Here is a 19,499-nt window from a genome sequence, read left to right as displayed (position 1 = left end):
GTCCACGGAGCGCGGGTCTTCAGACCCGCATGGCCGTTCCGCAAGACTGCGCGTCAGGAGACGCGCGGTCCGGGCCGACCGCCCCTACCGCGCCCGCACCACCATCCGCATCCCGCCTTTCGGGCGCAGGGTGATCCTCTGGGTGGGCATGGGCGGCTTCGCCCCCGGCGGGAGGTCGAGGCGGACGCGGCGCAGGATGGCAGCGAGCGCGATCACCGCTTCCTGCATGGCGAAGGCCGCGCCGATGCACACGCGCGGACCAGCGCCGAAGGGCAAATAGGCGAAGCGCGGGATGGCACCGCGGTTCTCGGGCAGGAAGCGCTCGGGCCGGAACCGGCCGGGCTCGCTCCACAGCGCCCGGTGGCGGTGCACCAGCCAAGGCGACATGATCACCAATGCGCCGGCCGGGATATCCACACCCCCTGCCCTGTCCGTGTCGACAGCGGCGCGCGTGATGACCGAGGCCGGCGGATAAAGCCGCATGCTTTCCTCGATCACGGCGCGCACCAGCGGCAACTCATCCTCGCCTGCCTCCGGACCGGCGGCGTCCGCCTCCGCCTCGCAATCCGCCCGGATGCCGGGATGGAGCGCGAGCATCAGCAGGGTCCAGGTGAGCGCGTTGGCGGTGGTCTCGTGGCCGGCGGCGAGGATGGTGAGGACGTTGACGCGGATGCTCTCGTCATCCAGCCCCTCCCCGGTCTCGGGGTCACGCGCCTTCAGGAGCGCCGTGAGGAGATCGGCCGAAGCGTCTGATGCGACTCCAGGTTGTGACGCGGCCGCCTTGCGCCCCTCCGCCACCATGCCGTTCACGAGGCCGAGCAGTTCGCGCATGGCCGGCCGCGAGCGCAACCGCCCGATGCGGGGGATGAAGGAAGGCGCACCCAGGACATCCAGCGGGTCCACACGCCCCGCCGTGAGGAGGTAGCGCCCCACGGCGTCGGTCACCGCCTTCGGCTCGGGTCCCGCGCCCGAGAAGATCGTCCGCGACAGCACGCCCAGCGCCAGATGGGCCATGTCGTGGTCCACCCGAACGACGGCAGTCCCTCGGGCGGCCTGGCCGGCCCATTCGTCCACAACCTCCTCGGCCACCGCCCGCATGGGCGCGGCGAAAGCCTCGATGCGGCGCGGCGTGAAGAGCGGCGCCATGATGCGCCGCTGCCGCTTCCAGGACTCGCCCTCCGCGTTGAGCACGCTGTCGCCCAGCAGGGGGCGCAGGATGTTCTGCTGGATGCGGTCCTTGCGGTAGTTCTGCCAGTTGTCGACCAGCACGTGTTTGATGGCGGCGGGGTCGCTGAACGTCACGGTGTCGCCGAGCACGCCCTTCTTGGCGAGCGCGAGCTCGTCGAAGTGCTCGCGGGTCCACAACGCCAGCGGATCGGTGGCGAGGCCGTAGAGAAAGGCCAGCCGCCCGGGCTCCCGGACGAGCTCGGGGGGAGCCGGAAGCCTCGGCTCCTCCGGTACAGTCTGGTGCGCGGGCCTCGCCCGGCCGATCGTCTCGCTCATGGCCTGACCTCCACCGCAGCATACATGGTGTCTCGGTCATGCGCGCGCAGGACCTGTTTCCTGCCTCCGGCCCCCGTCATCCCGGCCGGAGCTGCAGCGCGCCCGGGATGACCAGGCGGGACCGGTTGTCACCGCCGGCCAGGCAGCTTGCACCCGCGCACCCGCGCCTCCGCGCCGCAATGCGGGCGGAGGGCGCCATCGTGCCGGGGCGCGGAACGGCGGGCCGGTTCGCCCCGCGGCGAAGGCGGGGAGATGCGGGGAAGGAGACCACGGAGCCGCCGGGCTCCGCCGTTCCGCGCGTGGCGTGAGAACGGCTCGCCCGGTCCCCGGGGGGGTTTCAGCCCCCTGGAGATCCTCCTTAGGGCCGGACGGTCCGCGCCTCCAGCCGCCGGGCGTCACCCCGGCCGCCTCGGGCCGCCACCCCCGCCCACGACCGCCGACGCTGCAGACGTCCCGACCAGGCAGGGTGATGGAGAAATATAGGAATTTTTTCCGTTTGTCAATCCGTGTCCCGGAGCGCGGGTCTTCAGACCCGCCCTTTTGCGGGGCGGGAAGGAGTGCGTCCGGAGACGCGCGGGCCGGGGCTGCGCAAATTCTCCCCCGCCAGGCGGGGGAGATGTCGGCTAAGCCGACAGAGGAGGGCTGTTCGCCCTGTTCTGCCCGGTGGCGGTTCTCCCCCCCCCCTCCCTGCCCTCCCCCGTGAACGGGGGAGGGTTCCGCGCTCTTTTCGGCACGATGCAGAGGGGCGCCGGGCAGGAATTAAAGTAAAATCGCCAGTCGGCCTGTAAGCCAGGTTCTGTATGGCGCGGGTTGCCCCGCACGTGACGGCCATTCCTCTGGGACGGCCGTTGCCGGCCGCCTCGAGCAACCAACCCGGGCGACAAGGGGCGGAAACGCCCCCGCGGCGGTTGCCCGCCGCCGTCGCCCCTATTCGGTTTTGCTCCCGGTGGGGTTTACCCTGCCGCTCCCGTTGCCGGTCGCGCGGTGCGCTCTTACCGCACCCTTTCACCCTTACCCGGACGTGCGCGAGCGCACGCCGGGCGGTTTGCTTTCTGTGGCACTGTCCCTGGAGTCGCCTCCGCCGGACGTTATCCGGCACCGTGTTTCCGTGGAGCCCGGACTTTCCTCGAGACAGGGCAAGCCCGATCCCGCGGCCGTCCGGCCGACTGGCAGGGGTGACCTATGGGTGTTGCGCGGCCCGGTCAAGCCGGACCGGGGAGAGACGATGTCAGTTGCCGCTGGCCATGATGGTGCGGGCCTTTGCGCAGTAGGCGCGGTTGGCCGCGTTGATGCGCTTGGCGTAGTGCCCGCTCTGGTAGCGCATCACGGTGGCGCAGGTGTCCCCGCCCGACAGCTTGTAGGCGGCGGCGAGGTAGCGCATGCCGTAGCGCAGGTTGGTGTCGGGGTTCATCAGGCCCGAGGCGCCGCCGGCATAGCCGAGGCCGCGCGCGGTCTGCGGCTTGATCTGCATGAGACCGACGGCACCGCCGTTGCGGGCACCGGGATTGTAGCGGCTCTCGATGCGGATGATGGCATCGGCGAGCTGCACCGGCACGCCCGCTTCGGCGGCGTGCCTGGCGATGAGGTCGGCGACCCGCGAGCGCTTGTGCACCTCGTAGCCGAGGGCGCCGTTGCGGGCCTTGCGGATGCCCTTGCGCGTGGTGGCCTCGCCGGCCGAGGCGTCGTCAGCCGTGGACAGGCTGGCGGTCTTGATCTCGCCGGCATCCTTTGCGGCTGGCCGGGAGAAGGCGGCCGGGCTGGCGGTGGCGATGATGTCCATGTTGGCGGCCGCCCAAGCGGCGGGGGTCATGGCGAAGCCGCAGACAGTGACGCAGGTCGCGACGGCGAAGGTCTTCATGCGGGATACTCCACGCTAAGGGCGGGCGGCTTCGGCCGCCGGACTTCCTGGAAAAACGGGGCTCAGTAGAGCGCCGAAGCGAGCGTGACCTCCTGCACCCGTGTGCAGTAGGTCTGGGCAGCCTTGGTCATGGACGTGGCGCGATGGCCCGCCTGGTAGCGCAGCACGGTGCCGCACGTGTCCCCGCCAGCCAGTTCATAGGCCTTGGCGAGATAACGCAGGCCGAAGGTCAGGTTCGTCCTGGCGTCGAGGAGACCGTCAGCCGCGCCGGCATAACCGAGCGATCTCGCGGTCGGCAGGCTGATCTGCATCAGCCCGAAATGAGCGCGGGAGCGGGCCCGGGGATCGTAGCGGCTCTCGATGCGCACGACGGCGTCTGCGAGTTCGGCGGGGATGCCCGCCTCGTCCGCAACCTCGGCGATCAGCTGCCTGATCTCGGCACTCGACGCGAATCGGGGAGACTCACCGGCGGTTGCAACGGAGGCAGAAGCGAGCCCGGCGGCGAGGAGAAAGCCGCATGTCGCGACTTTGGGGTACGCCTTCGTGTTCAAAGGCCTCTCCTTTCGTACGGAACCCTATCCGTTTGCAGTAGCGCGATGCCGTGGCCTCCGGCGTGTGATCAGGCGAAACTACCTTGAATTAAGGCCAAGATGTGGCGAACGCAGAAGTTCCCTGATTTGGTCGCGTCTAGCTTCGCTATAGGGATCAGTAACCATCTGATTCGTTCTTCTTTGGGACGAATACGCGTTTCTTGAGAAAACTTGTCATCGAAAGAAACACCTAACTATTCATCAAATACGCGCGGGGGTACCCACAACTGCCAGTTGGCGGGAGCGGCGGCGCTCGCTAGAGTGGCAAAAGTGCGCATTGATGCGCCTGTCTGCGACATCGACCGGGAGGTATCGCAATGAAGAAGTGGTTGGCCATGGGCATCGTGGCCCTGTCGGTGACGGCGTGCGGCCAGCAGGAGCAGCAGCGCACGGTGACGGGCGCGGCCCTCGGCGGCGCGGCTGGCGCCGTGATCGGCGCAGCCACGGGCGGCACCGCCGGGGCGGCTCTGGCCGGCGGCGCCATCGGCGCAGTGGCCGGCGGCGTCATCGGCAACGCGACGACACCGCGCCGCTGCTACTACGACCGCTACGGCTACCGGAAGTGCGTGGTGTACTGAGCAGCGCATCCCATTCCGACAACGGTGCGCGTGGCGCGCCCCTCCGCCGGCGGCTCGATCCGCCGGCGGGGTTGACCCCGGGGGCCCGATGGCTCCTCATTCCGCACGGACGAACCAGAGAGGGCCCCTGCGGCCGCGGCATCCAGTGCGGGAGCCCACCATCGTGACGAACTCTGCATGACGATCTGGAGCAAGCTCGGCTCCACCGGCTGGGCCGCCATCGGCGGACCGCTGGGAGCGCTCGTCAGCGCCGTCGCGTCCTACGTCGCGGACAGGGCGAGCGGGCTGTTCGCCGCCGACAAACAGCTCGTGTTCACCACCGGCCTCGTCGCGCTGGCCGCCAAGATGGCCAAGGCCGACGGCGTCGTGACCCGCGACGAGATGCGGGCGTTCCGGCAGGTCGTCACCGTCGAGGGCCCGGACGCAGCGCGCATCGAGCGCCTGTTCGCGCTGGCCAAGGAGACATCGGCGGGTTTCGAGACCTATGCGAGCCAGCTCGCCGAGCACTTCCGCGACGAGCCCGGCATCCTGGAGGACGTGCTCGACGGTCTCTTCCACATCGCCAAGGCCGACGGGGCCGTGCACGAGGCCGAGCTGGCCTATCTGCGCGACGTCGGCAATCTTCTCGGCTTCGACGGGCGGGACTATGCGCGGATCGAGGCACGCCATGTGCGGCTGGCCGACGATCCCTACCTCGTGCTCGGCGCCGACCGCGGCATGGATGACGCGGAGCTCCGCCGCTGCTGGCGGGAGCTCGTGGCCGAGTACCACCCCGACCGGCAGATCGCGCTGGGCCTGCCGCCCGAGGCGATCGCCATCGCCACGTCGCGGCTGGCCGCGATCAACGCCGCGTGGGACCGCATCGCCGCCGAACGCGGCCTGCGCTGACGGACCGGCCCGTGCAACCCGATTCGCCCCTTGCCGTGAAGGTCGTGCCCTCCCCCAATTTGGGCGAGCGCAAGCCGCCGCGCCGGCCGGACATGATCCTCCTGCACTACACCGGCATGCCGGACGCGGCGGGGGCCATCCAGTGGCTGTGCAACCCGCTCTCGAACGTGTCCTGCCACTATGTCGTGATGGAGGATGGCCGCGTCTTTCAGCTCGTGCCGGAGGCGGCGCGCGCCTGGCACGCCGGCGCCGGCTCCTGGCAGGGCGAAAAAGACATCAACTCCGCCTCAATCGGCATCGAGATCGTCAATCCCGGCCATGACGGCGGCTACCCGCCCTTCCCCGACGTCCAGATCGAGGCCGTGATCGCCCTGTGCCGTGACATCGCAGCGCGCCATCCCGTTCTTCCGGCACGCGTGCTGGCCCATTCCGATACCGCGCCGCGACGCAAGGCCGATCCCGGCGAGAAGTTTCCCTGGGACAGGCTGGCCGCAGCCGGCGTCGGCCACTGGGTGCCTCCGGCGCCCATCGCCGAGGGCCCTCGCTTCGCCCGCGGCGACGAGGGGCAGCCGATCCGCGCGCTGCAGGCGCTCCTCGGGCTCTATGGGTACGGGCTCGACGTCACCGGCGTCTTCGACGAACAGACCGAAGCGGTGGTGCGTGCCTTTCAGCGGCACTTCCGGCCGGAGACGGTGGACGGCATCGCCGACGTCTCGACCGTGACGACGCTCCGCGACCTTCTGGCGAGCCGCCCTGCCGTGGCCACGGGCACCTGAGAGCAACACCCGCTCATTGCAAGCTGAGCGAAGCAACCCAGGCCTTTTTCGACACCTTCCTGGGTTGCTTCGTCGCTTCGCTCCTCGCAAAGACGACGTATCCACCCGGCGCGCCACATCGGTGCCGGATCTTGTGGAGGGGGGCGGCCGCCCCCATTTCGCCGCCAGCGCGTGGTCAATTCACGCAACTTTCCTCTGGAGGCCGAAGTGTCCCCCTCGTCTCAAATCCCGACCAACGGCTATGGCTGGCGGTGGAAGCCCCTCGATATCGTGGTGCTGCTCATCGCCTTCGCCATCTACTGGCCCGTCGGTCTCATCGTGCTGGCCTGGAAACTGTGGAACGACAGGCAGCCCAACCCGCAGGACCTCGGCGTTCTGCTGCAGACCGGCTTCGCTCGGCTGCAGGGCCTGTTCGACACGGTGGCCAACGGCTTCGGGGGCCAGCAGGCCCGGACCGTCAACCCGTTCGCGGCGAGCGCCGAGCCGCCTCAAACCGGCAATGCGGCCTTCGACGCAGAGATCCGCGAGAAGTGGTCGCGCACCGAGGCGGAGCGGCAGCGCATCGTCGACGAGGCCGAGGCCTTCAGGGCGTTCCTGGCGGCCGAGCGCAGCGGCGACCGCGACGTCTACGAGCGCTTCCGCCAGGCGCGCAACTCCGGCCGTGCCTGAGGCGCGTGATCAGGCGGCCTTCTGCAGCGGCTCGGGCCTGAGCCCGAGCAGATGGCAGATGGCATAGACGAGGTCCGCGCGGTTCATCGTGTAGAAGTGAAACTCGCGGACACCGCGGTCGAGCAGGTCGATCACCTGCTCGGCCGCGACCGCCGCCGCGATGAGGCGGCGCGTGGCGGGATCGTCGTCGAGGCTCTCGAACCGGTCCGCCAGCCATTGCGGAATGCTCGCTCCGCACCGCCGCGCGAAACTGGCGGTCTGCCGGAAATTCTGGACGGGGACGATGCCGGGCACGATCGGGATGTCGATGCCGTGCGACCGGACCCTGTCGAGGTAGCGGAAATAGACCTCGTTATCGAAGAAGAACTGCGTGATGGCGCGGGTTGCGCCGGCATCGACCTTCGCCTGCAGCACGTCGAGATCGTGCTCGAAGGACGGGCTCTCCGGATGCCGCTCGGGATAGGCCGACACGGAGATCTCGAAGTCGCCAAGTTCCCTGATCCCCTTCACCAGATCTGCGGTGGTGCGGTATCCCTCGGGATGCGGAACATAGGTCTCGCCCACGCCGCCGGGCGGGTCCCCGCGCAGCGCCACGATGTGACGTACTCCGGCTTCGGCATAGCCCCTGACGACATCGCCGATCTCGGCCCGGCTCGCGCCCACGCAGGTCAGGTGCGCGGCGGGATCGAGCCCCGTCTCCCGGACGAGGCGCGCCACGGTCTGCTGCGTGCGCTCCCGGGTCGAGCCGCCGGCACCGTAGGTGACCGAGACGAAGGCCGGGTGCAGGGGCGCGAGGCGCTCGATCGACTCCCAAAGGGCCGCTTCCGCCTCGTCCGTCTTGGGCGGAAAGAACTCGAACGACACCTTGAGCGGCTTCGGGCCGGAGCGGCGGCTGACGCGGATGGGAGAGAGCGACATCAGGCGACCTCCTTGGGGGTGTCGCGCTCGGCGGCGCGGCGGTCGCGCCCGAGCCAGAACGAAACGGTGAGCTGAGGCGACGCACTGGCGCCGGGGGCGAGAAGGCGATGGGTCACCGGCTCGAGCCCGGCCTCCTCCATCCAGCCGTCGATCTGGCCGGCTTCGAAACCGAGCCGCCGGTGCGCATGCTCGGCCCGCAGAAATTCGAGGTCGTGCGGCGCGAAGTCGACGACCAGCAGCCGGCCGCCGGGGGCCAGCGCCGCCGCCGCCTCGCGGATGGCCCGGGCTGGATCGTCGAGGAAGTGCAGCACCTGGTGCACGACCACGAGGTCGAAGGCGTTGCGCTCCACCGGAAGCGCGTACATGTCGCCCTGCCGGAGTTCGGCCCGGCGCAGGCCCGCCTTCTCCAGATTGGCTCGGGCGACGGCGAGCATCGCGTGGTTGGCATCGACGCCGACGAGACGTGTCGCCACCGGCGCGAGGAGTGAGAGCATCCGCCCGGTGCCGGTGCCGAGGTCGAGCACGGCGCGCAGCCGGCCCGGCCCGGCCAGCGCCGTGATGGCCGCCTCGACGGCCTCGTCGGGGACGTGCAGGGAGCGGATACGGTCCCAGTCGCCGGCGTGGCGGTCGAAATAGGCGGTTGCCGCCTCGGCCCGCTGGGCCCGAACCGCGTCGAGCCGGGCCCGGTCGGCACGCAGGACGGGATCGGCGGGATCGAGGCCTGCGACGAGGCTCCGTGCCAGCATGCCCGCCGGGGTGCGCTCGGCGATGCGGAAGAAGGCCCAGGCGCCCTCCCGGTGGCGCACGATCAGGCCACCCTCCGCCATCAGCTTCAGGTGCCTGGAGATGCGGGGCTGAGACTGGCCGAGGATCTCGGTGAGGTCCGAGACGTTCAACTCGCCCTCGGCGAGCAGGGCCAGGACCCGCAGCCTCGTGTCCTCCCCGGCAGCCCGAAGTGCGACGACGAGATCGTCGAGCGGGAGCGTCTTCTCGGATCCTGACGGGGACATGCAAACCTTTGGCTCGGTCGAACTTCACATAAAGATATGTTTATATGCGTATCCAATTCATCGCAACAGCAAAGTGTCGCGCAACGGCCAGAAGGTGTCGCCTGGATCACCCGCTTCCGTCGAATTGTCCGGAATTTTCGATCAGCGCCTTGCGCCGGCCTTTCGGCCGAGCAGCACCGTCGCCACCACCGCCAGCGCGGCCAGCCATGTCAGCGGCTCCAGTGGCTCTCCGGCCAGCAGGGAGGCCAGCGACAGGGTGACGAAGGTCTGCAGCAGCTGAACCTGCGACACCCGCGCCACTCCGCCGAGTGCCAGCCCCGCATTCCAGGCGAAGAAGCCGATGTATTGGCTCATCAACCCGAGATAGAGAAACGCCCCCCAGGCCTGCCACGGCACCTCGGCCGGCAGGGGCGGCGCGTGCAGCCATGTCACGGGGATGGTGGCCGGCAGTGCCAGCACGACCGCCCACGAGATCACCTCCCAGCCCGGCATCGTACGCGTGAGCTGGGCGGAGATGACGTAGCCCGTCGCAGCGCTCGCGATGGCGCCGATCAGCAGCAGGTCCCCCGGCTCGACATGTCCGCCGCCTTGCCGCAGCGAGAATACGACGACGATCGCCGCCCCCGCGACCGCCCAGAGCCAGAAGGCCGACGGCGGCCTGTCGCGCGTGAACACCGCGCCGATGACTGCGGTGGCGAGCGGCAGGATGCCCAGCACGACGCCGCCATGCGCGGCCGGAACGCTGCGCATGGCGAAGGCCGAGAAGCCGGGAAAGCCGAAGACGAGCAGCGCGGCCGCGGCGGCCAGCTTCACCAGCACGAAGGGCGGCGGTACGGGCCGGCGCAGCACCACCAGAAGGACCAGCGCCGCTGCTCCCGCCACGACGGCGCGGCCCGTGGTGACGAACCACGGGTCGAGATGGGCGACGGCGATGCGCGTCATCGGCAGCGTGGCGCCGAAGATGAGCACGCCGACGAAGCCCAGCAGGAGGCCGAGTGTCTGGCGCGGCATGGCGGGGAAAACTCGCGGTGAGCGGGACGGCACCCTAGCCGTGGCGGGAAAGCCCCGCCAATTCCGAGAACTGATGGATCCGATCAGTCCGCGAGACGCTCATACCTCGACCGTCGGCCGCCCGGCATTGACGATCGCCACCCGGCAGGTCGCACCGGTGAAGCGCGAGAGCAACCCGACGAGGTCGTCGGCCGCGGCAGCCGCGCTCCCCTCACCGTTCGCCTGCAGGGTCACGATGGCCCGCCTCGTCTCCGGCGTGATGATGCTGCGGGCGTCCTGCCGCCAGTTCCAGCGCCTGCACAGCACGTGGCGTGTGTCGGCATAGACCACCTCGCCGGGCTTCGGGGGATCGTGCGGGTCCTCTCCTTCCTGCGCCGCCATGTCGACGAAGGTGTCGTCCGGCCGCGAGAAGCGGAAGGCGTAGGGCCCCTGCGTCTTGTCGACGTCGTCCGCGCCGACGCACAGCACATGTGCGAGCGACACGGCGTTGTAGGCGTCCACGAAGCCGTTGATGCGCGGCAGCGTGCGGTCCGCCAGCACGTTTTTCACCAGCCGCTCGACCGAGCAGCGGTAGCTCGTCTTCTTGATCCCGAAGCCCTTGTAGGCGCTGCGCCACGCCGCGATCCCGGGGGTGGCCGACAGATCCGTCCCGCCCCACCGGGCCCGGCATGCCGCCTCCCGCTCCGCGATCAACGCGTCGAGCTCCGCCGGCCGCTCCTGCGGGATCGACAGCCCCTCCGCCACGACGACGGCCGCCTCGAAGGCGGGGAAGGAGGCGACGAGCTCTTCGATGGTGACGGTGACGGGCATGGCGGAGTCCAGGGGATTGACTGGCAACGTGGGTTGCCAATCGGGACGGGGCTGTCAAGCCGCGTCAACAATTTTGGCGGGCTCGCGATCCCGGGCACGCGCGAAACCCTCACCCTGCATCCCTCTCCCACACGGGAGAGGGAGACTTCCACGTCGAGCCTGTAGCAAAAAAGGCGGAGCCAGGCTTCGCCGTCGCAGAACGAACGAGTACGTCAAAGTCCCCCTCTCCCGTGTGGGAGAGGGTAAGGGTGAGGGTGTGACGCCTACCGGAACGGCGGCTCGTCGAAGCTTCTGAGCTTCCTCGAGTGCAGGTTTTCGCGATCGCCGCGCAGGATCTCCAGCGCCGCGATGCCGATGGCGAGATGCTCGCCGACGGCCCGCTCGTAGAAGGCGTTGGCGGCGCCGGGCAGCTTGATCTCGCCGTGCAGGGGCTTGTCGGAGACGCAGAGCAGCGTGCCGTAGGGCACCCGCAGCCGGAAGCCCTGTGCTGCGAGCGTGCCGCTCTCCATGTCGACGGCGATGGCGCGCGACAGGTTGATGCGGCGGCGCTCCTGGCTCCAGCGCAGCTCCCAGTTGCGGTCGTCATTGGTGACGACGGTGCCCGTCCGAAGCCGCCGCTTCAGCGCCTCTCCCCTGTCGCCCGTGACACGCGCCGCCGCCTCCTGCAGCGCCAGCTGCACCTCGGCCAGAGCCGGGATCGGCATGTCGGTGGGAATGAGGCTGTCGAGGATGCGATCCTGCCGCAGATAGGCGTGGGCGAGCACGTAGTCGCCGATCTGTTGCGACTGCCGCAGGCCACCGCAATGCCCGACCATGAGCCAGGCATGCGGGCGCAGCACGGCGAGGTGGTCGGTGATGTTCTTGGCGTTGGACGGGCCGACGCCGATATTGACCAGCGTCACGCCCTGCCGCTCCGGCGCGACGAGGTGGTAGGCCGGCATCTGGAAGCGATGCCACGGCGCGGCGGCCACCATCGCGTCCGCCTCCGCCTGCGGTGTGTCGGCGGAGATGGACACGCCCCCGGGCAGGACGAGCTTCTCCCGCGCGCCGGGACGGCGAACCTGCTCCAAGCCCCAGCGGATGAACTGGTCGACATAGCGGTGGTAGTTGGTCAGCAGGATCCACGGCTGCACGGACCGCCAGTCGGTGCCCGTGTAGTGGACGAGCCGCCGAAGCGAATAGTCGACGCGCGGCGCGTCGAAGAGCGCCAGCGGCCGCGGCTCACCCTCCGAGAGCTCGAATGTACCGTCAGCGATCTCGTCGCCGACGACGGCCAGGAGCGGGGTGGGAAAGTGCACCGCGAGTTCGGCCGCCGTGACATTGCCGCGCCCGAGCTCGTCGCCGCGCTCGAAGACGTAGGGGTACGGGATCTCCTGCCGCCCGAGGCCGACCTCGATGCGCGCCCCGAACTCTGAGACCAGCGGGCGCAGCTGCTCCAGCAGGTAGGCCCGGAACGCCGCCGGCTGGGTGATCGTGGTCGTGTAGACGCCCGGCGCGGGAAACTTGGCGAAGGCGCGCCGGTTGGTCGCCGGCACGCCCTCGGGCCAATAGGTCAGCGCCAGCTCGGGATAGCGGAAGCCGGCACGCTGCTCCGGCGTCGGCGGCGTGCCCTCGCGGAAGAAGCGCTCGACGGCATCGTGCAGCGAGGAGGACGCCTGCTCGTACAGCTCCGTGAGGCGGTCGACCGCCTCCTCCGCGGTTTCGACTTGGGCGCGCCCCGCATGGAGGGCTGACAGGCCGGAAGATGCGCTCACGGTTGGGGCTCCTCTTGCGTGAAGCCTGACATAGGCGCGCGACGATGGGGCGTCCAGCATGACGGTCGGAGCGCCGGCGATGCGGGTCCATACGGCGCCAGTCCTGTCACCTCGAACATTGCAGGATGATAGTAGATACCCTAAGCTTTTCATATTTGAATTGCTATGTTGTTCTTCGGATTGCGGGCATGCTTCCACCGAACGCGAAGCCGGTCGTCTGGATCGCGTCCGCCCTGAAGGACTTGAGATCCATGCCGCCTGAGGTGCGGGAAACATTCGCCTACGCAATTGCGATGGCGTCGTCGGGACCCACCCATCCCGATGCCAAGGCCATGAAGGGCTTCAGGGGCGGAGGCGTGATGGAAGTCGTGGAGAACTATGACAGAGGAACCTACCGGGCGGTCTACACCGCCAAGCTCTCGACCGCCGTTTATGTCCTGCACGCCTTCAAGAAGAAGTCGAAAACAGGAGTGAAGACACCCCGGTCCGAAATCGACCTCATTGAGGCTCGCCTCAAGGCAGCCGTCGCGCATGATCAAGCCGCGCGGCAGACGGGAAAGAAACAGCAGTGAGCCTTCGAAGATCGGCAGACAGAGGAGTTCCCGGCATGGATCAAGCGGCACCGGATTTCGTGCCCGGCAGCGGCAATGTCTTCGACGACGTCGGCTTCGACAACGCCGCGGAAATGCGGTTGAAGGCCGAGGTTGCGATGGTCATCGGCGACGCGATCCGCGCGAAGGGGATGACACAGAAGGCAGCCGCCGATCAATTGGGGCTCGCGCAACCCGACGTGTCGAACCTGCTCCGGGGCAAGCTGCGCGGCTTTTCGCTCGACCGTCTCGTCAGCTTTCTCACGCGCCTCAACATGAATGTGGAACTGAAAATCAGCCAGCCTCAGGCAAGGCGCCCAGGGCGCGCCACCGTCAAGACCAGCAAGCCAAGGCCACGCGCGGCCGCATGAAAAAGGCCCCGGTTGCAGCCGGGGCCTTTCGCGAGACAGCGGGAGAAACTCCGCTCGCCGGAGAAAGCGACCTCCCTCAGCGCGTCAGCTTCTTGTACTTGATCCGGTGCGGGATGGTGCTGTCGAGGCCCAGCCGCCGCTTCTTGTCTTCCTCATAGTCCTGGAAGTTGCCCTCGAACCATTCGACATGGCTTTCGCCCTCGAAGGCGAGGATGTGCGTGGCGATGCGGTCGAGGAAGAAGCGATCATGGCTGATGACCACGGCGCAGCCGGCGAAATCCTCCAGCGCCTCTTCCAGCGCGCGCAGCGTGTCGACGTCGAGGTCGTTGGTCGGCTCGTCGAGCAGCAGGAGGTTGGCGCCGCTCTTCAGCATCTTGGCAAGGTGGACGCGGTTGCGCTCGCCGCCCGAGAGCATGCCGACCTTCTTCTGCTGGTCGCCGCCCTTGAAGTTGAACGCCGCGCAATAGGCGCGCGAGTTCACCTCGCGCTTGCCGAGGTAGATGATGTCGTTGCCGCCGGAGATCTCCTCCCAGACGGTCTTGCCGGCATCCAGCGCATCGCGTGACTGGTCGACATAGCCGAGGTTGACGCTCTCGCCGATGGTGATGGAGCCGCCGTCCGGCTTCTCCGCCCCCGTGATCATGCGGAACAGCGTGGTCTTGCCCGCGCCGTTCGGCCCGATGATGCCGACGATGCCGCCCGGCGGCAGCTTGAAGGACAGGTCGTCGATTAGCAGCTTGTCGGCAAAACCCTTCGACAAGTGATCGAAGTCGATGACGTTGTTGCCGAGCCGCTCGGCCACCGGGATGACGATCTGCGCGGTCTGCGGTGCCTTGTCGGACTGCTTGGCGACGAGATCCTCATAGCGCTGGATGCGGGCCTTCGACTTGGCCTGGCGCGCCTTGGGCGACGCCGAGATCCACTCGCGCTCGCGCTCCAGCGACCGCTGGCGCGCCTCTTCCTCGCGGCCTTCCTGCTGCAGGCGCTTCTGCTTCTGCTCCAGCCAGGAGGAGTAGTTGCCCTCGTAGGGGATGCCGCGGCCGCGGTCGAGCTCGAGAATCCAGCCCGTGACGTTGTCGAGGAAGTAGCGGTCATGGGTGACGATCAGGATCGCGCCGGGATAGTTGCGCAGGTGCCCTTCCAGCCAGGCGATCGACTCGGCGTCGAGATGGTTGGTGGGCTCGTCGAGCAGCAGCAGCTCGGGCTGGCTCAGCAGCAGCCGGCACAGGGCGACGCGGCGGCGTTCGCCGCCTGAAAGCTTGCTCACGTCGGAGTCGTCCGGCGGGCAGCGCAGGGCGTCCATCGCCTGGTCGACCTTGCTGTCGAGATCCCACAGGCCCTTGGCCTCGATCTCGTCCTGCAACGCCATCATCTCGTCCGCCGTCTCGTCCGAATAGTTCATGGCGAGTTCGTTGTAGCGGTCGAGCACGGCCTGCTGCGACGCAACGCCCTCCATCACGTTCTCGCGGACGGTCTTGGACTCGTCGAGACGCGGCTCCTGCTCGAGATAGCCGACGCGGGCTCCCTCGGCGACCCAGCCATCGCCCGAAAACTCCTTGTCGATCCCCGCCATGATGCGCAGCAGGGTCGACTTACCGGAGCCGTTGACGCCGAGCACGCCGATCTTGGCCGTCGGGTAGAAGGAGAGATGGACGTTGTCGAGGACCTTCTTCCCGCCCGGATAGGACTTGGTGAGGCCCTGCATGTGATAGACATACTGGTAGGAGGCCATGGCCGCCCTTCTCTGTGCGCGCGAGATCGGAAAACGTGCCGACTATCTAGCTGCGCCCGCGCGGCGCGGCAAGGTGCGGCGAGCCCGGCGAGCCGCCGTTCACCTCCCGCTAACCCTGTCCGTTCAGCCGGCGCTAACCCTGAAGGCGCCATGTGCGGGCACGCACCGCGCGGGACTGCCATCCGCCCCCAAATGGCCAGCATGGCAGGGCCCGATGCAACGGGCCCGCCGGACCGAGGGAGAACTGCCATGATCATCGTCGAAACCGTCCTCGACATCGTCGCCGACATCGTCTTCGGCACGGCCTCCCGCGTCGTTCGCATCGTGCGCCCCGAGCGCGGCGAACCCTGCGAACTCTGCGGCCGCTGAGCCTCCCCGGTGACCACGCCCCTGCGCGCCACGCTCTCGTCCGACACCCCGCCCGACGGTCTCGCTCCCGCCCTCGCCGCGCTGTGGTGGGCAGGCAAGGGCGAGTGGGACAAGGCGCACGCGCTGGTGCAGGACGACGAGGGCCGCGACGCGGCCTGGGTGCACGCCCACCTGCATCGCGTGGAAGGCGACCTCCCCAACGCCGCCTACTGGTATCGCCGCGCCGCCCGCCCCCTGGAGACCGGCCCGCTCGACGCCGAGTGGGACGCCATCGCCGCCGCCCTCGCCCGCGGCGCGTGAACGCCCGCCTCCCTGCCACCGCGCGGGACTGGACCGGCGGCCCGAAACACCGTAACGGATTTCCGCCTCCGGGCCCGTAGCTCAATGGTTAGAGCCGGCCGCTCATAACGGTCTGGTTGCAGGTTCAAGTCCTGCCGGGCCCACCACTCTTTTCATGTGGTTAGGCCGGTTTCCGAAGCGCATATCGCTCCGCTCGGAGCCCTGAGGCAGCACTCGGCCCGCCTTCTCAGATCTCGTTCGAGTGCGGAAAAGGCTCCCGGCCGAGACCGGGAGCCTTCGACGTCGTCAGTTGCCTGTCGGCAGGGGGATGCTGATCCCCTCCTTGCCGAGCTGTTCGCGGACGTACTGGAAGCGCTGATACTGAGTGATGGTCAACGGTCCGGAATAAGACTCGCTTTGCAACTTGCGCGGCGGGTACTGGACGTAAGTCTTCATGAGGTCCTTGATCGCCGCGCTGATCGAAACCAGCGTCCAGGTGTGCTCGGTGTAGTTGTTCATGAATATGTCGTAGCGCTCCTGCGGATCCTGCCAGAGATCGAACACCTGCGGGACCGTCGCGACATACTTGTCCGGACCCTTCCATCCGAGGTTGCTGTCGACCGCGAGCCCGCCTGTCGCTACGCCGTTGTCGCCGCGCAGGTTGAAGACGGCCTTGTAGTTGCCGACGCGTGCAGCGCCGGGAGTGAGTTCGTTCTCCGTGAAGTAGAACCAGTTCTTGCGGGCGGACTTGCCCGTGCCGAGCAGGATGGGGCTCATGTCGTAGCTGTCGAAGATGATCGGCTGGCCCTCGCGGTCCTTTTCGGGCAGCTTTATTCCGGCCGCGCTGGCGAACGTCGCCATCAGGTCCAGGCCGCCGACGATGTCGTGGTTCTTGGATTGCGGCTTGATCTTGCCGGGCCAGACGGCGATGGCGGGGACGCGGTTGCCGCCCTCGCGCACAGTGCCCTTGGTGCCGCGGAACGGTGTGTAGCCGGCATCCGGGTAGACGTCCTGCCAGGCGCCGTTATCCGTCGTGTAGAAGACGAGGGTGTTCTTGTCCAAGCCCGTGGCGCGCAGCTTGTCCATGATGTGGCCGATGCGGGCATCGAGCTCGACGATGCTGTCCGCAAACTTCGACTTCGACATCGACTTGTGCTCGAATTCGGGCGCCGGCATGCTCGGCTGGTGCACCTTCATGAAGTTGACGTTGATGTAGAAGGGCGTGCCCGGGTTCTTCGCTGCATCGTCCAGGAACTCGACCGCGGCTTTCTCGACATAGCTGTCGAAGAAGGGAATGCCGACCACGCCCTCCTTGCCGTCCACGACGGGCGTATTGACGTACTGCCCGTTGATCTTGAACTCCTCGACCGCCTTCTCGCCGGCATTTGCCGACAGCGCGCCCTTGGTGACCTGCTGGAACATCGCCCGCAGCTCGGGATCCATGTCGGGGAACCAGGTCGGGTCAGCATAGGTGTAGGCGTTGAGGTGGTAGAGCCCGGCATACTTCATCACGTCGTAGCCCTGGGCGTTGGGCAGCGCGTAGTCCGCCTCGCCGAGGTGCCACTTGCCGGTGAAGTAGGTCTTGTAGCCACCCGTCTTCAGGACGGAACCGAGCGTCCACTCGGCGGCCGGAAGGCCGCCGCCCTGGCCCTGGAAGGCCACCGTGGTCATCCCGCTGCGGTTGGGAATGCGGCCCGTCTGCATTGCGGCGCGGCCCGGCGTGCAGCTCGGCTGGGCGTAGAACGAGAAAAACGTCATGCCGTCTTCGGCCAGTCTGTCGATGTTGGGCGTCGGCATGCCCCGCCCCTCTCCTCCCCCGTAGGGACCGAGGTCGCCGTAGCCGGTGTCGTCCGACACGATGAAGAGGATGTTCGGCTTGCCCTGCGTCTGCGCCTGAGCTGCAGAACTGATGCCGAAGGCGAAAAGCCCTACCGCAAAAGCTGCGGTAAGCGGCCTGGCATTGATGCGATGCATGGTTTCCCCCTGTTCGACGCGGTTCTGCCACTCGCTCAGAGGTAGCAGCTCGGAGGTGGAGTGCTGGACCGCGGCTGCAGTGTCGCCAAGTCAACGAAGTTAATCAAATGCTTATTTTACTGCTTTTTGGGTGATGATGCTTTTTATTCCGACAGCACTCATGAAGCAGTAAGTGTCATGGTTGCGTATTTGTCCGATATCAAAATTCTGCCGAGGCGCGGGTGGAGTGGTGTTCGAGCATCCTTTCTGCTTCAGGTCGCCAAGACATCGGGCAACGGCTCCTGCTCGCTCTGCAGAGCTGCGTAGAGATGGAAGCCGAAGCCCGTCTGGAAAACAGCACCAAGTCTTTGGAGCGCCCAGGCAGGTCCATGGCCTGCCGGCCTTCTCACGCGCGGGTCGCTGACGGCGAACGAAGAAAACGAACGGACAGCGCAGCGATCGCGGCGGGGCCATCGAGGGTCCGCCCACCCTTGCGCCATCTCAACGCGCATCGCCAGCACCTCCCCCATCATCCCTCCGTCCGCCCGGAGATTACGGCTCCAACCGCTCCGGTGGGCGCAGGCCCGGTCAAGGAGCCCACCGGGCCGACTGGTTCATTGAAGCTCGCCCCGGCCCGGTTTCAGTCCCGGTGCCGGGGCGTTCCTTGCGGAGCTCCGGCGCGGGTGCGGCTGATGAGGAGGCACGCATCCTGACAATTGGTCGTCGCGGCGCTACCACAGTGCACGAGGGGAACCGGGGGCCACATGACGACAGCCGCGCGGATCGACCTGCGCCTGCGCACGGTCGGCCAGATCTTCAACACGCTCGACCCGTCGCCCTTCCGCGAGCAGGACCTGGACGCCGAGGCCGAAGAGTACATCGCCGAGTCCGCGGCGGAGCTGCCGCGCGACGTGCCGCTGGTCATCGCGGTCCACCTCCCTCGCGCCGAATGCGCCACGGCCCTCGCCGCGGACCTTCCCACGGTGGTCCGACGCTACTTCAGCGGCCGCGAGCTGCGTGAGGCCAGCCTGCGGCGCCAGCTGTTCCGCGACGGGCGGATCGCGCTTTTCATCGGGCTCTGCATCCTCGCGGCGTGCCTGTTCCTGTCGTGGCAGATGGCCGAAGGCCTTCTCAGCGGATCGTTCGGCAAGGTCCTGCAGGAAGGCCTCGTGATCGTCGGCTGGGTGGCGATCTGGCGGCCGGCCGAGATCTTCCTCTATGACTGGCTGCCCATCGAGCGAAGGCGGCGCCTCATGGGCCGGCTGGCGCGGGCGGAGGTGATCGTGCAGGAGGACAGTGGCAGACCGGCTTCTGGCAGCGCCGGGACCGAGGACAGGACGCTGGCATGAGCGCCCCCGAAGCACCGCCGCCGGGCACCATCGCCATCTATATCGATGCCGACGCCTGCCCGGTGAAGGACGAGATCTACCGCGTCGCCTTCCGCCGCAAGGTGAAGGTTTACGTCGTCTCCAACAGCTGGATGCAGATTCCGCGCGATCCCATGGTCGAGCGGGTCGTCGTGGCCGCCGGGCCCGATGCCGCGGACGACTGGATCGCGGAAAGGGCCGGGCGCGGCGCCGTGGTGGTGACGGCGGACATCCCGCTGGCCTCGCGCTGCATCAAGGCCAGGGCCGACGTCATCGCCCCCAACGGGCGCGCCTTCGACGTGCAGTCGATCGGCATGGCGCTCGCCACGCGCAACCTGATGGACCAGCTGCGCTCGGAGGGACAGGTGACCGGAGGGCCCCGTCCCTTTTCGGCGAAGGACCGCTCCGCCTTTCTGTCGGCGCTGGACATTGCGCTGGTGCGGCTGGAGCGTGCCGGGCTGCGGCCCGGCTGA

19 protein-coding genes, 1 tRNA gene and 1 other RNA gene are annotated in these 19,499 nt (G+C 68.1%); 10 read left to right on the top strand and 11 right to left on the bottom strand.

Going from position 1 to position 19,499, the window contains the following annotated elements; translation table 11 throughout:
* Positions 1–84: 84 nt before the first annotated feature.
* The 4 genes from AC5JCN_RS02920 to AC5JCN_RS02905 form a co-directional block, all read right to left on the bottom strand.
* Entirely contained in the window at positions 85–1,503 is a 1,419-nt protein-coding gene (locus tag AC5JCN_RS02920) for a cytochrome P450 (RefSeq protein ID WP_495753500.1), read from the bottom strand.
* A 769-nt stretch (positions 1,504–2,272) separates the two neighbouring features.
* Positions 2,273–2,673, bottom strand: an RNA gene (gene rnpB / locus AC5JCN_RS02915) — RNase P RNA component class A.
* A gap of 58 nt (positions 2,674–2,731) precedes the next feature.
* Positions 2,732–3,361, bottom strand: a complete 630-nt coding sequence (locus AC5JCN_RS02910) for a lytic transglycosylase domain-containing protein (protein WP_495753499.1) — start codon at positions 3,359–3,361, stop codon at positions 2,732–2,734.
* Positions 3,362–3,423: 62 nt separating this feature from the next.
* Positions 3,424–3,912, bottom strand: a complete 489-nt coding sequence (locus AC5JCN_RS02905; protein ID WP_495753498.1) for a lytic transglycosylase domain-containing protein — start codon at positions 3,910–3,912, stop codon at positions 3,424–3,426.
* Positions 3,913–4,268: 356 nt separating this feature from the next.
* On the opposite strand from AC5JCN_RS02905, the gene AC5JCN_RS02900 reads away from it, so the two are divergent.
* From AC5JCN_RS02900 to AC5JCN_RS02885, 4 genes are all read left to right on the top strand, one after another.
* Complete coding sequence (locus AC5JCN_RS02900) at positions 4,269–4,529, top strand: YMGG-like glycine zipper-containing protein (protein WP_495753497.1); 261 nt, start codon at positions 4,269–4,271, stop codon at positions 4,527–4,529.
* A 177-nt stretch (positions 4,530–4,706) separates the two neighbouring features.
* Positions 4,707–5,417, top strand: a complete 711-nt coding sequence (locus tag AC5JCN_RS02895) for a TerB family tellurite resistance protein (protein ID WP_495753496.1) — start codon at positions 4,707–4,709, stop codon at positions 5,415–5,417.
* An 11-nt stretch (positions 5,418–5,428) separates the two neighbouring features.
* Complete coding sequence (locus AC5JCN_RS02890; RefSeq protein WP_495753495.1) at positions 5,429–6,193, top strand: N-acetylmuramoyl-L-alanine amidase; 765 nt, start codon at positions 5,429–5,431, stop codon at positions 6,191–6,193.
* Between the two features lie 207 nt (positions 6,194–6,400).
* The gene (locus tag AC5JCN_RS02885) at positions 6,401–6,862 is read left to right on the top strand and encodes a DUF2852 domain-containing protein (RefSeq protein WP_495753494.1); all 462 of its coding nucleotides are present in this window, start codon (positions 6,401–6,403) and stop codon (positions 6,860–6,862) included.
* 9 nt (positions 6,863–6,871) lie between these two features.
* Here AC5JCN_RS02885 and metF read toward each other — a convergent pair whose 3' ends face one another.
* From metF to AC5JCN_RS02860, 5 genes are all read right to left on the bottom strand, one after another.
* Complete coding sequence (gene metF, locus AC5JCN_RS02880) at positions 6,872–7,780, bottom strand: methylenetetrahydrofolate reductase [NAD(P)H] (protein ID WP_495753493.1); 909 nt, start codon at positions 7,778–7,780, stop codon at positions 6,872–6,874.
* Positions 7,780–8,790 carry an ArsR/SmtB family transcription factor gene (locus AC5JCN_RS02875; protein WP_495753492.1) on the bottom strand — a complete coding sequence of 337 codons (1,011 nt, stop codon included), beginning with the start codon at positions 8,788–8,790 and terminating at the stop codon, positions 7,780–7,782. Before AC5JCN_RS02875 ends, metF begins: the two co-directional genes overlap by 1 nt.
* Before the next feature lie 141 nt (positions 8,791–8,931).
* Positions 8,932–9,801 carry a DMT family transporter gene (locus tag AC5JCN_RS02870; protein WP_495753491.1) on the bottom strand — a complete coding sequence of 290 codons (870 nt, stop codon included), beginning with the start codon at positions 9,799–9,801 and terminating at the stop codon, positions 8,932–8,934.
* Positions 9,802–9,900: 99 nt separating this feature from the next.
* Positions 9,901–10,611 (bottom strand): B3/B4 domain-containing protein, encoded by a 711-nt coding sequence (locus tag AC5JCN_RS02865; protein ID WP_495753490.1) that lies wholly within the window; start codon positions 10,609–10,611, stop codon positions 9,901–9,903.
* Between the two features lie 263 nt (positions 10,612–10,874).
* Positions 10,875–12,365, bottom strand: a complete 1,491-nt coding sequence (locus tag AC5JCN_RS02860; protein ID WP_495753489.1) for an AMP nucleosidase — start codon at positions 12,363–12,365, stop codon at positions 10,875–10,877.
* 188 nt (positions 12,366–12,553) lie between these two features.
* Here AC5JCN_RS02860 and AC5JCN_RS02855 point away from each other — a divergent pair, with 188 nt between their 5' ends.
* Both AC5JCN_RS02855 and AC5JCN_RS02850 read left to right on the top strand, forming a co-directional pair.
* On the top strand, positions 12,554–12,937 hold the full coding sequence (locus AC5JCN_RS02855) for a type II toxin-antitoxin system RelE/ParE family toxin (protein WP_495753488.1): 384 nt from the start codon (positions 12,554–12,556) through the stop codon (positions 12,935–12,937).
* Positions 12,938–12,972: 35 nt separating this feature from the next.
* A complete protein-coding gene (locus AC5JCN_RS02850) occupies positions 12,973–13,326 on the top strand; it encodes a helix-turn-helix domain-containing protein (RefSeq protein ID WP_495753487.1) in 354 nt (117 codons plus the stop codon).
* A gap of 76 nt (positions 13,327–13,402) precedes the next feature.
* Here the strand turns inward: AC5JCN_RS02850 and ettA are convergent, their stop codons facing one another.
* The gene (ettA, locus tag AC5JCN_RS02845) at positions 13,403–15,058 is read right to left on the bottom strand and encodes an energy-dependent translational throttle protein EttA (RefSeq protein ID WP_495753486.1); all 1,656 of its coding nucleotides are present in this window, start codon (positions 15,056–15,058) and stop codon (positions 13,403–13,405) included.
* Positions 15,059–15,436: 378 nt separating this feature from the next.
* Between ettA and AC5JCN_RS02840 the strand changes: the two genes are divergently transcribed.
* Both AC5JCN_RS02840 and AC5JCN_RS02835 read left to right on the top strand, forming a co-directional pair.
* A complete protein-coding gene (locus AC5JCN_RS02840; protein ID WP_495753485.1) occupies positions 15,437–15,727 on the top strand; it encodes a hypothetical protein in 291 nt (96 codons plus the stop codon).
* A gap of 70 nt (positions 15,728–15,797) precedes the next feature.
* Positions 15,798–15,873: transfer RNA gene (locus AC5JCN_RS02835), tRNA-Ile, on the top strand.
* 139 nt (positions 15,874–16,012) lie between these two features.
* On the opposite strand, the gene AC5JCN_RS02830 is transcribed toward AC5JCN_RS02835, so the two are convergent.
* On the bottom strand, positions 16,013–17,680 hold the full coding sequence (locus tag AC5JCN_RS02830; RefSeq protein ID WP_495753484.1) for an arylsulfatase: 1,668 nt from the start codon (positions 17,678–17,680) through the stop codon (positions 16,013–16,015).
* Positions 17,681–18,423: 743 nt separating this feature from the next.
* Here AC5JCN_RS02830 and AC5JCN_RS02825 point away from each other — a divergent pair.
* The gene (locus tag AC5JCN_RS02825; RefSeq protein WP_495753483.1) at positions 18,424–19,008 is read left to right on the top strand and encodes a hypothetical protein; all 585 of its coding nucleotides are present in this window, start codon (positions 18,424–18,426) and stop codon (positions 19,006–19,008) included.
* Positions 19,005–19,499 carry a YaiI/YqxD family protein gene (locus tag AC5JCN_RS02820; protein WP_495753482.1) on the top strand — a complete coding sequence of 165 codons (495 nt, stop codon included), beginning with the start codon at positions 19,005–19,007 and terminating at the stop codon, positions 19,497–19,499. Before AC5JCN_RS02825 ends, AC5JCN_RS02820 begins: the two co-directional genes overlap by 4 nt.

This window comes from Alsobacter sp. (assembly GCF_059501845.1).
This window is presented reverse-complemented; position numbering and strand designations above follow the sequence as displayed.